Origin of the sequence: Burkholderia catarinensis, assembly GCF_001883705.2 — a bacterium.
In the GTDB taxonomy this organism is placed as follows: Bacteria; Pseudomonadota; Gammaproteobacteria; order Burkholderiales; family Burkholderiaceae; genus Burkholderia; species Burkholderia catarinensis.
In genome coordinates this window covers 388395-403225 of record NZ_MDEQ02000001.1, presented here as the reverse complement: position 1 = coordinate 403225, position 14831 = coordinate 388395, and the positions used below count along the sequence as shown (strand labels likewise).

Below are 14831 nucleotides of genomic sequence, written 5' to 3'. Positions count from 1 at the left end.
CGCTGCGGACGTCGACGCACCCGGCTTCGCCGTGCGTTTCGCCGCAGTGCCCTGCCCCCGCTTCGAACCGGCTTCAGGACCGGCAGAACTGATCAAGGACTACGTGTCGCTGCAGAAGAGCCTCGGGCTCGGGTGGCAGGCGGGCGCGGGATAACGGTGCCGGCGCGACGCATGCACGATCGCGGTGTCATGTGCGGCGCAATGACTCATTGCGTGCGCAACGATACTGCTTCGTCTCTTCCGCAACGAACGGGCTCGTGCCGCATTGACGCCGCGGCTATCGAAAACATATCGAATATCAATTAGCCAATCATCTGACGATATCTTCTAATTCAGTCGGCTTCCCCACCACCGACCGGATTCAAGGAGTTTCATCGTCATGTCCTCATCCTCCCATCGCGTGCTGCGGCACGCAGTTGCCGCGATCTGCGTCGCTCTCTCCGCCTCTCCCCATGCCGCCGAACTCACGCGCGACACCGGCGCGCCCGTCGGCGACAATCAGAATTCGCAGACGGCCGGGCCTGCCGGCCCCGTGCTCCTGCAGGACTCCGCGCTCATCGAGAAACTGCAGCGGTTCGATCGCGAGCGCATCCCGGAACGCGTCGTGCATGCGCGCGGCACCGGCGCATTCGGCGAGTTCGTACCGAGCACCGACATCTCCGACCTGACGAAAGCGAAGGTCTTCACGCCGGGCACCCGCACGCCGGTGTTCGTACGCTTCTCCACCGTGATGGGCTATCGCGGTTCGCCGGAACAGGCGCGCGATCCGCGCGGCTTCGCGGTGAAGTTCTATACGCAGCAGGGCAACTGGGACATGGTCGGCATCAACTGGCCCGTGTTCTTCATTCGCGACGGCATCAAGTTCCCCGACTTCGTTCACGCGAACAAGCCGAGCGCCGTGACCGGCGTGCAAGATCCGAACCTCGCGTTCGACTTCTTCGCGCACACGCCAGAAGCGACCAACATGCTGACGATGTTGTATTCGAATGCGGGCATGCCCGATTCGTATCGCCATATGGACGGCTTCGCAGTGCATGCGTTCAAGTTCGTCAATGCGAGCGGCGACGTGCACTACGTGAAGTTCCACTGGAAAAGCCAGCAAGGCGTGCATGGCCTGCGCCCGCAAGACATCGCCGCGTCGATCGGGCATGACTGGAACATGATGACGAACGACCTGTACGGTGCGCTGAAGCAAGGCGATTTCCCCAAATGGGATCTGTACGTGCAGGTGCTCACGCCGAAGGACCTGAACCGCTTCGACTTCGACGCGCTGGACGACACGAAGGTCTGGACCGACGTCCCTGAACGCAAGATCGGCACGATGACGCTCGACCGCGTGCCCGACAACTACTTCCAGTCGACCGAGGAATCGGCGTTCGCGCCGTCGCGGCTCGTGCCGGGCATCGAACCCTCCGAAGACCGGATGCTGCAGGATCGGCTGTTCGCGTATGCCGATACGCAGATGTACCGGCTCGGCGCGAACTACATGGACCTGCCGATCAACCGGCCTGTCGTGCCGGTGGTCAACAACAACCAGGACGGCAAGATGAATGCCGGCGACCGCAAGGGCGACGTGAATTACGAACCGTCGACGCTGAACGAACTCGCGCAGGATCCGCAGTACAAGTCCGTCCGCATGGCGCTCAGCGGAACGACGCAGCAGGAAGCGATCCGCAGGAAACTTCCGTTCCGTCAGGCGGGTGACTACTACCGCGGCCTGTCGCAGCAGGACAAGGACGACCTCGTCACGGCGCTGTCCGGCGATCTCGGCCAGGTGGAGAACGCGCACAACCAGTACGCGATGCTGTCGTACTTCTACAAGGCCGACGCCGACTACGGCACGCGCCTCGCGCAGGCCGTTCACGCGAACGTTCAGCAAGTGCAGTCGCTCGCGGCGAAGCTCAGCGACAACTGATCCCGCGACTCCGGTTGCTGCCGACGTGCACGATCGCGCCGCGCACGTCGGCCTGACTTCTTCACCAGGACCTCCCCATGCGATCAGAACGCTTCACACGCGCGATCCGCGCGGCCGCCACGGCGCTGGCGCTGGCCGCGATCGCCGGCTGCGCGCACCTGCCCGACCAGCCGGCGTACGGCAAGGCCGATCCCGCCGCACTGCGGCGCTACGACGGCGACTGGTTCGACGCCGCGCGCGTCGGCCGCGTCGACATCCTGCGCGCATTGCACGACGCCGGTTATCCCGTCGATGCCACCGACAGCCACGGCTATACGGCCGCGATACTCGCGTCCTACGACGGCCAGAGCGCCGCACTCGACTATCTGCTGTCGGCCGGCGCCAACGCGTGCATCGGCGATCGTCACGGCAACACGGCGCTGATGGGCGCCCTCTTCAAGAACGAACCCGATATCGCGCGGCGCCTGATCGACACGCGCTGCCCGATCGACCAGGCGAACGGTGCCGGCGAAACCGCGCTGGGGTTCGCGACGCTGTTCAATCGCTTCGAGTTGATTCCGCTGCTCGTCGCGCATGGCGCGAATCCGAACCATGTCGATCGACGCGGTCAGTCGCTGCTGCAGCTCGCGCTGACGCACGACAACACGGACGCCGCCGATGCGCTGCGACGCGCTGGTGCCAGACAGTAGCGCGGCACGCCCGCGACGGACGGGTTCGCCATCTCGCATCGCTTCGCCTCGATGCCGTCCTCGAATTCGACACTCCGGCAGGCCCCGGCCATTCGAGCATTTCCTCGACAACAACCAGTCCATTTAAAAACACGTCGGAAATGATCGGCGAGTCGTTTTCGGCATTACCTTCCTTTCAGGTCTCGAATATTACAAAACACCGCCAATCTTTTCAAAAACATTGCGCTATATTCGATTTAAATTTGTTTCATATAATCAAAAAAAGTTTGACACTCCGCTTTCGTTCTTGATACCGTCAGTCGCAAGCAATCTGACGAATTGCCAACCACGCAATCGATTCCGCTCTACGTTTTTTGCTTCCGCCTCACCGAAGTGCTCGCAGCCGGCCGTGTCGTTCGCGCGCCGGCGCACGCAACATCCCGATGCATCTCATTGGACGGCTGCCATCCGGCAGCGGGCCGAAGGATCGAATCAAATGAGCAGGATAACGAAGCTTTTGCTCTAGCAATCCCGCCGGCGCCATGTCCAACGCGGCTGCCCCGCAGCACGGCGCAGCCCTCCTGTTATCACGTTTTCCGTATTTCGCCCCCGGGAGAAAACCATCTTTCCGGATCGGGCGAAAGGCCCTGTCGCGTCCGTGTCATCCGCATGCGCGCGACAGAATGCGGCGGTGCATGACCCGTGCCGCTGTCGACCGTTGTTGTTCGTGCCGTTCGATGTTCAACCGGAGGGGTAATTCAAATGAATCAGGTTGCAAACAAGAAACAAAAGCACATTCGCATCGTCAAGCTCGCATTCGCAGCGGCCGCGGCCGCCTCGTTCGGCATGACGACCGTCCACGCCGCGCCGGCGGCCGGCTGGACGGAAACGCACACCAAGGGGTTCCTGCCGCTCGTGCAGCAGAGCGAAAGCGGCGCCGCCGGCGCACCTGCCGCGAGCACGGCCGCCGCCGCTGCCGCGGCAATCGAAATGGCGCCCGGCGAGTCGGTGGACATCGTGCTCGGGCTGAACCTGCGCAACGAGGCCCAACTCGACCAGTACCTGCGCGACCTGCATACGCCCGGCTCGCCGCACTACCGGCAGTTCCTCACGCCGGCGCAATTCGCCGCGCAGTATGCGCCGACCGACCAGCAGGTCGCGTCCGTCGTCGCGCATCTGCGCAAGGAAGGCTTCGTGAATATCGTGGTCGCGCCGAACCGCCTGCTGGTGTCCGCGTCCGGCACCGCGGCGACCGTCAAGTCCGCGTTCCGCACGACGCTCAAGCGCTTCACGCGCAACGGCCGCAGCGTCTATGCGAATACCGACGCCGCGCAAGTGCCGAATGCGATCGGCGGCATCGTGGGCGCGGTGCTGGGCCTGCAGAACGTCGAGCTGATGCATACCGGCGCGGGCAGCAAGCCGCAAGGCAATACCAGCAACCTGACGATCCCGGCCGGCGCGTCGGCGGTGCCGCACAATCCGACCGAATTCTCGTCGCTCTACGGCGGCGACGGCACGCCGACGGCCTCGCAAACCACGGTCGGCATCATCTCCGAAGGCGACCTGTCGCAGACGGTGAGCGACCTCAATACGTTCGCCGCGAACAACGGCCTCGGCACGATCAGCAGCACCATCGTGCAGACGGGCCCGGCCGGCAGTTCGTACACCGACACGTCCGGCACCGTCGAATGGAACCTCGACAGCCAGTCGATCGTCGGCTCGGCCGGCGGCAGCGTGAAGCAGGTCGTGTTCTACGCCGCGCCGTCGATGACGCTCACGGCGATCACGGCCGCGTACAACAAGGTGGTGACCGACAACGTCGCGAAGGTGATCAACGTGTCGCTCGGCGTGTGCGAATCGTCCGCAAACAGCACCGGCTCGCAGGCAACCGACGACACCATCTTCAAGCAGGCGGTCGCGCAGGGACAGACCTTCTCCGTATCCGCCGGCGACCACGGCGCGTACGAATGCGCGAGCGGCACGCCGTCGCGCTCGACCTACACGGTGAGCGAGCCGGCAACGTCGCCGTACGTGATCGCGGTGGGCGGCACGACGCTGTTCACCAATACGTCGACCAACGCGTACAACAGCGAGATCGTCTGGAACGATCCGAGCTGGCAGCCGGGCACCGTGTGGTCGACGGGCGGCGGGTACAGCAAGTACGAGGCCGCGCCGTCGTGGCAATCGTCGAGCCTCACCGGGTCGACCAAGCGCGCGCTGCCGGATGTCGGCTTCGACGCCGACCTGCGCACCGGCGCGATCCTCGTCGTGAACGGCCAGACGTCCGACACGCTGTGGGGCTCGGGCTACCTGAACAACGAAGGCGGCACGAGCCTCGCCGCGCCGATCTTCACGGGCATCTGGGCTCGGCTGCAGTCGGCGAACAACAATGCGCTCGGGTTTCCTGCGTCGAGTATCTACAAGTACTTCCCGACCAACGCGGCGCTGCTGCACGACGTCACGTCCGGCAACAACGGCAGCGGCACCTACGGCTACAAGGCGAAGGCCGGCTGGGATGCGACGACGGGCTTCGGCAGCGTGAACATCTCGAAGCTGAACGCGTTCATCCAGAGCACGCCGGATTTCGCACGCTGATGGACCGATGATCGCCCCGGTTGCGGGCGCGCGCCGTTTCGCGCCCGCAACCGCATGCAACCGCGTAAAAAACCCGCGAAGGCTGCGAAGCCATCGCGGGTTTTCTGCATTCCTCGTCATCTCGCGAAGCAGCAGGAACGCGCCGCGCAGGAAAATCGCGCGGTCGCGTGGCAGCAGCAATTGCAGCAACACAACGCGGCGCAACCGCAGCAACGCGAGGAGATGCAGCAACACAATGCGGCTTTGCAACAGCAGCGCGAAGAAATGCAGCAACGCAACGACGCCCAGCAGCAACTGCACAAGGAGACGCCGCCGCGGAACGAAGCGCAACCGCAGGAACACGCGGCACCGCAGCCTCAACCGCAGCAGCCGGCTCCCGAGCACGCGCCCGCACCGCACCCTGCGCAGTCGCCTCCGCCGCACGAATCGCATGAACACCACGCGGAGTGACAAGCACCACGCCGCGACATCACGGTATTCGCGCGGCCGGCCGGCGAAACACGTGCTCGCTGCCATGCGTCGGCAGCACGGCCCATGACGCCGCGCACCGCCGTTTTCCACGAAGCCGCGCGGTCGTGCCGCTAGCCGCGCGACTCACTCGGCCCAGTTCCGGACATAGTCCGGCACGGGCACGTTGTCGTTTCCGTCGGCATGAACCGGCGCGCCGCGCGCTGTCTTCAGCGGCAGGATCCCCGTCCAGACAGCGAGCGCGAGATCTTCTTCCTTGTCGGACGGCAGGGAATCGCCGACTTTCACGGCCGCTTCCGCAAGGGAAATCCGCAGCACGCTGGTCGCGTTGAGTTCCTTCTCGTTGCCGGGTCGCGCCTCATGCTTGCGGCCCGGTGCGATCTTGTCCATCAATGCATCCAGGGCCGCGAGCTTTTCCGCGCGACCCTCCACCATGTCGAACTGCCCATAGATCACCGCGGATCGATAATTCATCGAATGGTTGAAGGCCGACTTGGCCAGCACGAGGCCGTCCAGCAACGTAATCGCCACGGAGGCCGGTGCGCCGGCAGACAGCGCCTTGATCATCCGGCTGCCATTTGACCCGTGAATATAGAGGTCATCGTCCCGCCTCCAGTGGGCGGTCGGGATGCAATGCGTGTCCTGGCCTGCATTGAACGCGATGTGACAGACGTAGGCCTCGTCCACGATGCGGGAAAGCAGCGTGCGATCGTGATTGGCCAGTTCCGGCAGGCGGCGAATGGTGGTGCGGGATGTGGGAGAAATGACGGTCTGGTCTTTCATGTTTCGTTTTCCTGTTCGCGCGCAGCCTTGCACGCATCGATCGGCCCGCGTTCCGGCAAGACGCGGGTATCCGATCGAACATATATTTGCACTACGAAGCGAATCGAATCGGAGTCGTTCAGCCTCAACGCTTGAACGACCGGTCGATCGCCTCATCGACAGCGGCTCGCCAAATCGATCAAAATACGCGGGCGCCGCGAAAGCATGAACAATACGATGCGCGTTGAATCTTAAAAAGAACCAGCTCAAGGATAATTTTTAGAACCAGCCTATGGATCTCGCGCTGCTCATCTCATCGCTTTCCAGACAGGACGGCACGACAAGACACAGCCGGCAGGAAGCCCTCTACCGGAGCCTGCGCGACATGCTGCTGGACGGACATATTCCGCCCGGCACGCGGCTTGTGCCGACGCGCGTGCTCGCGGCGGAGCTGGGCATCGCGCGCAATTCGGCGGTCTATGCGTACGAGCGCCTTGCCGAGGAAGGCTTCGTGGCGGCCACGCGCAATGGCACGATCACGCTATGGGACGGCTGCGGCCGTTCGAGCGCCGCGCACGAAAGCGGCCCGGCCACGGTTCGCCTGTCCGAGCGCGTGCACGGGCTGGAGAACGCCCATCCCGAGCCTGATCGCATGCTGCCGTTCGTCCCCGGCCTCCCTTCGCTCGACGAATTCCCCGTTGCCCAGTGGCGCCGTTGCATCGAGCGCGCGTGGAAAGTCATCACGCCCGCCCGGCTCGCGTATGGCCCGGTCGAAGGGCTGCCCGAGTTGCGGCGTGCCGTGGCCGCCTATATCCGCGTCTCGCGAGGCGTGCGCTGCGAAACAGACCAGGTCTTCATCACCGACGGTACGCAAAGCAGCCTCGAATTGTGCGCGCGCATGCTGGCGAATCCCGGCGAGTCCGGCTGGCTCGAGAACCCCTGCTATAACGGCGCCAGGACCGCATTCCGGTCGACCGGCCTGAATATCGTGCCGATCGAGGTCGATCACGAAGGGATGGCGCCGACCGACGAACAATGGCACGCGCAACCGCCCCGGCTGATCTATACGACGCCGTCGCACCAATACCCGCTCGGCGCGCTGATGAGCGCCCGGCGCCGCGCGGCGCTGGTCGAGCGCGCGCGTGCGTGCGGCGCGTGGATCATCGAGGACGACTACGACAGCGAGTTCCGCCACGGCGGCCAGCCGCTGCCCGCGATCCAGGGCCTGCATGCCGACGCGCCGGTCTGTTATCTCGGCACGTTCAGCAAGACGATGTTTCCCGCCCTGCGGCTCGGCTTCATGGTGGTTCCGCCGGTGCTGGTCGAACGCTTCACCAGAACGCTGCGCGAACTCGTCCATCGCGGTCATTCGGCCGATCAACTGGCGATGGCCGAATTTATCGACACCGGCCTCTTTGCGCGGCACCTGCGCAGGATGAGGGCGCTCTACGCAGACCGGCGGAGCAGCCTCGAAGCGGCACTCGCCCGCCACCTCGGCACCTCGCTGAGCGTTCGCGAAAGCCCGGGCGGCATGCATCTGTCGGCTGATCTCGCGATGCCGCTGCACGATATCGAAGTCGCCCGCGCCGCATCCGCGCATGGGCTGCTGCTTCAGCCGCTGAGCAGCTACGGCGTCGGCGACGGCCGTCGGTACAACGGCTTCGTGCTCGGGTATGCCGGGCTGGGCGAAGCGACGATCGAGAAAGCAACGCTGCAATTCGCGGCCGTCATCGAGAAACACGGCCGCACGCGCTGCTGAGCGTCGCGCGCCGCATCGTCGCTCACAGTTGCGATTCGATCGGAAACAGTCCGAGAAACCAGACCTCCATCCGCCGCGGAACCGAAACTTCCGGTTCGTGGTCGAGTTCGGCGACCTTCCCGTCCGAATCGGTCTGAACCCACTTGAGCCGCCCTTTCCCTGCCGGATCGGTCCTCGGCTCGACACGCCACGCGATCCGATCGAGCCGCGCTTCCAGATCGTTTGCAACCTGTGACGCAATCGCCGGACTCTCGCAGTAAACGCCGATCTCCGTATTGAGGTTCAGCGAGCGCGGATCGAGATTCATCGACCCGATGAAAATGCTCTTGTGGTCGAACACGTAGGTCTTCGCATGCAGCGACGCGCGCGACGACCCGATGATGACCTGCTTCGAAATGCTCTTGTCGCCCGATGGCCGCCGTTCGTAAAGCCGCACGCCGGCCTCCACGAGATCGCTTCGGTAGCGCCGGTAGCCGGCATGCACGGCCGCCACGTCGGTCGACGCGAGCGAGTTGGTCAGCACCGTCACGCGCACGCCGCGCGCCGCCAGCGCGCGCAGCCGCTCGACGACGTCCTTGCCCGGCACGAAGTACGGCGACACGATCAGCAGGTCATGTTCCGGCTGCAACGCGAGCGCCCGCAGTTGCGGCATCAGGTGCCCGTCGCTGTCCTTCGGCGCGCGCGCGATCTTCGACGGATCGTCGTACAGCACCGTCGCGTGCCCCCACGACAGTTCCGTACCCTGCCCATGCACGATCCGGTCGAGCCGTTGCCTGGCCTCGAGCACGTACGGATTGTCCTCCATGACCCTCAGGTAGTCGCGCAACCGTTCGCGCTCGCGGTCCAGCCCGCCCGGCGCGGCGTCGTGCCCGACCAGCGTATCGACCGGATACGCATACGGGGAATTCCAGAAGGTATCGAACTCCGTCGAGATGTTCTTCACGACCGGCCCGTGGACAACGACATCGAGATCGCCGAACTCCAGCATCGACGATGCGCCGAAGTATTCGTCGCCGATATTGCGGCCGCCGACGATCGCCACCTGGTTGTCCGCGATCATCGCCTTGTTGTGCATGCGCCGGTTGACGCGCGAGAACTCGAACACCGTGCCGATCTTCTTGAAACGGCGCGTGGCGACCGGATTGAACAGCCGGATTTCGATGTTCGGATGCGAGCTGATCTCGAGCAGCTTGCGGTCGTCCGCATTCGTGCCGAGATCGTCGAGCAGCGCACGGACGCGTACGCCGCGATCGGCCGCGCGAATGATCGCATCGGCCAGTTCATGCCCGGTCAGGTCGTCGTGCCAGATGTAGTACTGAAGGTCCAGCGACCGGTCCGCGCGATCGGCAAGCAGCACGCGCGCATCCAGCGCATCGACCGGATCGGTCAGCAGATGAAACGCGTCCTGCCCCGGATGCGTGCGGGCCTGCTGCCGGAACGCGACGCCCAGCCGCGTGTTTTCCGTGTCGGTGTACGCATGCGTCGGCGCGCGGTCAGCCTGCGGCGGAAGGCTGGCGCATGCAACGAGCGCCAGCAACGAAAGAATCGCACCCCACGAACGCAGCATGGTCATGATCGCCGTCCCCGCTCCCGGGCGAAGGTTGTTTATTCTGGCCGCCGGTCGGATCGCGGCGCTGGTCGGCAGTCCGGGCGCGCGACAGGGTTCGCGCGCAGGCCGGCCGCGCCACAGCATACTTCGATTGCCATCGGCACTGCACCCTCTCCGTGTTTTCCCGATCCGGACGATCCGTCCACGCAAAGAAAAACCCGCGAGGACAGCAATCGATTGATAACGAAAGAACATCAATCGTTCAAAAAATTGCACTTATCGTTAGCCCGCTGCCGAGCGAACATTGCCAAAACGACAATCAGCCGCACCCCGCGCATTTTCTGGATTCTCTGGAGACACCCTGATGCACCCCTCCCCCAGCCTTTCGACCGGAAGTTCGAAGGCCGCCGCGGTATTCCGCGTGACGGCCGGGAACTTCCTCGAGCAGTTCGACTTCTTCCTGTTCGGCTTCTACGCGACGCAGATCGCCGCCGTATTCTTTCCCGCCGCGAGCGAGTTCGCTTCGTTGATGATGACCTTCGCCGTCTTCGGCGCCGGTTTCCTGATGCGGCCGCTGGGTGCGATCGTGCTCGGCGCGTATATCGACGACGTCGGCCGCCGCAAGGGCCTCATCGTCACGCTGAGCATCATGGCAAGCGGCACCATCCTGATCGCGTTCGTCCCGGGCTACGCGACGATCGGCCTGCTCGCGCCGGTGCTCGTGCTGATCGGGCGACTGCTGCAGGGCTTTTCGGCAGGCGCCGAACTGGGCGGCGTGTCGGTCTATCTCGCCGAGATGGCCACACCCGGCCGCAAGGGCTTCTTCACGAGCTGGCAGTCCGCCAGCCAGCAGGTGGCGATCGTCGTCGCGGCGGCCCTGGGCTTCATGCTCAATCAGTGGCTGAGCACATCGGCCATCGCCGCGTGGGGATGGCGCCTTCCGTTCTTCGTCGGCTGCATGATCGTGCCGTTCATCTTCATCCTGCGCCGCAACCTGGAGGAAACTCAGGAGTTCAAGGCCCGCCGGCATCGTCCGGGCATGCGGGAAGTCGTCAGTACGCTGGCCCGGAACTGGGGCGTCGTGGTTGCCGGCATGATGCTGGTCGCGATGACGACCACGAGCTTTTATCTCATCACGATCTACGCACCGACCTTCGGCAAGACCGTCCTGCACCTGAGCACCGCCGACAGCCTGCTCGTGACGCTGTGCGTCGGCGTGTCGAACTTCGTATGGCTGCCGATCGGCGGTGCGCTGTCCGATCGCATCGGCCGCCGGCCGCTGCTCGTCGGCATGACGGTGCTCGCGATCGTGACCGCCTATCCTGCGCTGTCGCTGCTCGCTCACGCGCCGTCGTTCATCAACATGCTGCTCGTGCTTCTGTGGCTGTCGTTCATGTACGGCATCTATAACGGCGCGATGGTCGTCGCGCTGACGGAGGTGATGCCGCCCGAGGTACGCGTGGCAGGTTTCTCGCTCGCCTACAGCCTCGCGACGGCCGTGTTCGGCGGCTTCACGCCCGCCATCTCGACGGCGCTCATTCACATGACCGGCGACAAGGCCGCACCGGGCTACTGGATGAGCCTCGCCGCGGTGTGCGCGCTGCTTGCGACGTTCGCACTCTATCGCGGTCGGACGGCAACGCTGACGCCCGCGCACTGAAGCCCCTCGCCGAGCCTCTCCCCCCAACTTCGCACGACCACGACCATGAAAAACCCGTTCCTGAAGCTGTGCGCGACCGCGCTCGTCGCCACCTCCGCCGCCACCGCAAACGTGCAGGCAGCCGACCTGCACGTGATGAGCTCGGGCGGCTTCACCGCCGCCTACAAGCTGCTCGGCCCGCAGTTCGCGTCCCGCACGGGCAACACGCTCGACACCGCGCTCGGCCCGTCGATGGGCAAGTCGCCCGAAGCGATTCCGAACCGGCTCGCACGCGGTGAACCTGCCGATGCGGTGATCATGGTCGGCTACGCGCTCGACGACCTGATCAAGCAAGGCAAGGTGATCCCCGGGTCGCGCGTCGAGCTGGCCGATTCGCGCATCGGCGTGGTCGTGCGCGACGGCGCGGCGAAACCCGACATCAGCTCGACCGAGGGGCTCAAGCAGGCTCTGCTGCACGCAAAGTCGATCGCCTACTCGGACAGCGCGAGCGGCGTCTATGTCGAGCGGGAATTGTTCAAGAAGCTCGGCATCGAGGATCAGGTGAAATCGAAGGCGAAGATGATCCCGCGGATCCCGGTCGCGTCCGTGGTCGCGAACGGCGACTATGAAATCGGCTTGCAGCAGGTGAGCGAACTGCTGCCGGTCCAGGGCGCGGCCTTCGTCGGCAAGCTTCCCGAATCGCTGCAGTCCGTCACACGCTTCGCCGCCGGCATCCCCGTCGGCGCGCAACATCCGAAGGAAGCGAAGGCACTCCTCGACTATCTCGCGTCGCCCGACGTGCAGCCGGAAGTGAAATCGACCGGCCTGGATTCGGTCGCCGCACACTGAGCACGAACCACGGGAAGGCGTGCGTCAGACAGCCTTCCCGTCGCGCGCGGCGTCGGCCTCGGCATCATCGGCGCCGTTCGGGCGCGCCGGCCCGGCCGCGTTCAGCATCCGTGCGAGACGCGCACGATCGCACGCCCCTTCCCACGACGAGACGAAGATCACCGCGCAGGCATTGCTGATCACGCTCGTCAGCGCACGCGCCTCGGACATGAAGCGATCGATACCGACCAGAAGCGCGACCCCGGCGACCGGCAGGTCCGGCATCACCGCGAGCGTCGCGACGAGCGCGACGAGCCCGCTGCCGGACACGCCGGCCGCCCCCTTCGACGTCAGCAGCATCACGGCCAGCATCGCCGCGATTTGCGGCGCGGAAAGCGGCACGTCGCACGCCTGCGCGATGAACAATGCCGCGAGTGTCAGGTAGATCGCGGTGCCGTCCAGGTTGAACGAGTAGCCGGCCGGCAGCACGAGCCCGACGACGCCCTTGTCGCAACCCAGCGACTCCAGCTTGACGATCAGCCGCGGCAATACCGGCTCCGTGGACGAGGTCGCGAGGACGATCAGCAATTCCTCGCGCATGTAGCGCAACAGCCGCCACAGCGCGAAGCCGTGCAGCCGTGCGAGCGGCGCAAGCACCAGCGCGACGAACAGCACACAGGCCACGTAGAACGACGCCATCAGCCGCGCGAGCGAGCCGACCGAGCCGATGCCGAAGCGGCCCACCGTGAACGCCATCGCGCCGAATGCGCCGAGCGGGGCGAGCCGCATGATCATCGCGAGCACGCGAAAGACGACCTGCGCGACGGCGTCGATCAGCGCCAGCACGGGCCGCCCGGCCTGCGGATACGCATTCAGCGAAAAACCGAAGAGCAGCGACAGCAGCAGCACCGGCAGCACCTCGCCCTTCTGGAACGCGCCGAGCATCGTGTCCGGGATCACGTTCAGCGCGAACTCGACGAACCCGTGCGGCTGCGCATCCCGCACGTATTGCGCCAGGATGCTCGAATCGAGATGGCGCACGTCGACGTGCATGCCGGCGCCGGGCCGCAGCACGAACGCGGTGACGAGCCCGAATGCGAGCGCGGCGGCGGTCAGCAGATAGAAGAGCACCAGCGCGCGGACGATCGTGCGTCCGATGGCTTTTCCGTTCGCGAGCGACGTGATGCCCGAGACGATCGTGCAGAACACGATCGGCGCGATCATCATCCGCACGAGACTGACGAAGGCATCGCTGAGCGGCTTGAGCATCGCGCCCGCCGACGGCCAGAAGTGGCCGACGCTCACGCCGAGCACCATCGCCAGCAGAACCTGCACGTAGAGCGAACGAAGCAGTCTTGCCAGCCTCACGATGCGGTCTTCCTCGATGTTCCTGTCGGGTTCGTCGTATGCGTCACTTCGACACGTCGCTGCGTGCGGCGCCGCCGCGCTTCGCGTCGACGACCGCCCGGTGAAACTCCTCCGCGGCCGGCGTGAGCGGGCGTCCGCGCCGTTTCACGATGCCCACCCGGCGCCTGACCACCGGCTCGACGAGGGGCACGCTCGTGAGCAGCGGATGGTCATGTCCGGGCATCGCCATCGACGGTACCGCGGCGACGCCGAGCCCCGCCTCGATCAACCCGAGCATGGTCGTCACGTGACGCGTTTCGCACACGCTCGGCGCACGCGGCGCGACGGTCGTCAGCGCCTGGTCGAGCAACAGGCGGTTGCCGGAAGTCTTGTCCACCGACACATACTCGTACTCGTAAAGCTCGTTCCAGGTCACGCGCTTCTTGCGCGCGAGCGGATGGTCACGCCGGCACGCGGCAACGAACCGCTCCTGCAGCAGCAGCTTGAACTCGACCTCGGGCTCCTGGCTGCCCATGAAACTCACGCCGAAATCGGCCTCGCCGCTGACGACAGCGTCAAGCACCTCGTTCGCGCTCGCATCCAGCAGCTTGACCCTGATACGCGGAAAGCGGCGGTGATAGCTCGCGATCACGTTCGGCAAGAAGTAGTAGGCCACCGACGGCACGCACGCGATCGTCACATGACCGAGGCGGCTCGATGAAACGTCGCGGATACCGAGCAGCGCGATGTCGAGATCATCGAGCAACTGCTCCGCGCTTGGGGCGAACGCACGGCCGACGGTGGTCAGCGTGACGCTGCGTGTAGTACGCTCGAAGAGACGCACCCCGAGAGCGTCCTCGAGCTTCTCAATGCGTCGGCTCAAGGCCGGCTGGGAAATATTGACGGCCTCGGCGGCCTTACGGAAGCTTCCCAGTTCCACCACTGCTCGAAACGCCTGCAAATCGTTTAGATCGAAGTTGACACCCACGAATCAACCCTGGTTGTTAGATCCGGATATTTTGCGCGTTGCCAGTGGAATCCGCCATCGAGGACTTCCCCGCTTGTTAGCGCCACGAAACGTACGACCGCCGTGCGGAGCGCTAATAAGGCCGAGCGCGCTTGGCGCAAATCGACGTCACACAAAGCTACGCACAAATCCGTGCACACGGGGCGCGGTCGCCCGCCGGCATGCGGCTTGAGCAAATGCCTGGAGGAACTGCATTCGCCAAGCATTGCAAGGCCATCCGCGGCGTCACGGACGGACGTCAGAGGGGCAAGGAGACGCTCGGACCGAGCTAGAC

At 65.0% G+C, this 14831-nt stretch carries 11 protein-coding genes; 7 read left to right on the top strand and 4 right to left on the bottom strand.

Annotated features, from left to right (window positions below):
- Positions 1-379: 379 nt before the first annotated feature.
- The 4 genes from BFF94_RS01775 to BFF94_RS01760 all read left to right on the top strand — a co-directional run bounded on the left by BFF94_RS01775 (position 380) and on the right by BFF94_RS01760 (position 5628).
- Positions 380-1915 carry a catalase gene (locus tag BFF94_RS01775; protein WP_128843979.1) on the top strand — a complete coding sequence of 512 codons (1536 nt, stop codon included), beginning with the start codon at positions 380-382 and terminating at the stop codon, positions 1913-1915.
- Between the two features lie 77 nt (positions 1916-1992).
- Entirely contained in the window at positions 1993-2604 is a 612-nt protein-coding gene (locus BFF94_RS01770; protein WP_219138897.1) for an ankyrin repeat domain-containing protein, read from the top strand.
- 741 nt (positions 2605-3345) lie between these two features.
- Positions 3346-5178 (top strand): S53 family peptidase, encoded by a 1833-nt coding sequence (locus BFF94_RS01765; RefSeq protein WP_128843980.1) that lies wholly within the window; start codon positions 3346-3348, stop codon positions 5176-5178.
- 180 nt (positions 5179-5358) lie between these two features.
- Positions 5359-5628 (top strand): hypothetical protein, encoded by a 270-nt coding sequence (locus BFF94_RS01760; protein ID WP_201260406.1) that lies wholly within the window; start codon positions 5359-5361, stop codon positions 5626-5628.
- A 144-nt stretch (positions 5629-5772) separates the two neighbouring features.
- Here the strand turns inward: BFF94_RS01760 and BFF94_RS01755 are convergent, their stop codons facing one another.
- The gene (locus tag BFF94_RS01755; RefSeq protein ID WP_128843981.1) at positions 5773-6429 is read right to left on the bottom strand and encodes a pyridoxamine 5'-phosphate oxidase family protein; all 657 of its coding nucleotides are present in this window, start codon (positions 6427-6429) and stop codon (positions 5773-5775) included.
- 271 nt (positions 6430-6700) lie between these two features.
- On the opposite strand from BFF94_RS01755, the gene pdxR reads away from it, so the two are divergent.
- Positions 6701-8167, top strand: a complete 1467-nt coding sequence (gene pdxR / locus BFF94_RS01750) for a MocR-like pyridoxine biosynthesis transcription factor PdxR (protein ID WP_128843982.1) — start codon at positions 6701-6703, stop codon at positions 8165-8167.
- A gap of 22 nt (positions 8168-8189) precedes the next feature.
- On the opposite strand, the gene BFF94_RS01745 is transcribed toward pdxR, so the two are convergent.
- Positions 8190-9740 (bottom strand): phospholipase D family protein, encoded by a 1551-nt coding sequence (locus tag BFF94_RS01745; protein ID WP_128843983.1) that lies wholly within the window; start codon positions 9738-9740, stop codon positions 8190-8192.
- Between the two features lie 340 nt (positions 9741-10080).
- Here BFF94_RS01745 and BFF94_RS01740 point away from each other — a divergent pair, with 340 nt between their 5' ends.
- Both BFF94_RS01740 and BFF94_RS01735 read left to right on the top strand, forming a co-directional pair.
- Positions 10081-11376 carry an MFS transporter gene (locus tag BFF94_RS01740; RefSeq protein ID WP_128843984.1) on the top strand — a complete coding sequence of 432 codons (1296 nt, stop codon included), beginning with the start codon at positions 10081-10083 and terminating at the stop codon, positions 11374-11376.
- 45 nt (positions 11377-11421) lie between these two features.
- Positions 11422-12204, top strand: coding sequence for a substrate-binding domain-containing protein (locus tag BFF94_RS01735; RefSeq protein ID WP_128843985.1), 783 nt, complete (start codon positions 11422-11424; stop codon positions 12202-12204).
- 24 nt (positions 12205-12228) lie between these two features.
- On the opposite strand, the gene dctA is transcribed toward BFF94_RS01735, so the two are convergent.
- Both dctA and BFF94_RS01725 read right to left on the bottom strand, forming a co-directional pair.
- On the bottom strand, positions 12229-13551 hold the full coding sequence (gene dctA / locus BFF94_RS01730; protein ID WP_128843986.1) for a C4-dicarboxylate transporter DctA: 1323 nt from the start codon (positions 13549-13551) through the stop codon (positions 12229-12231).
- A gap of 43 nt (positions 13552-13594) precedes the next feature.
- On the bottom strand, positions 13595-14518 hold the full coding sequence (locus BFF94_RS01725; RefSeq protein ID WP_128843987.1) for a LysR family transcriptional regulator: 924 nt from the start codon (positions 14516-14518) through the stop codon (positions 13595-13597).
- Positions 14519-14831: the final 313 nt, after the last annotated feature.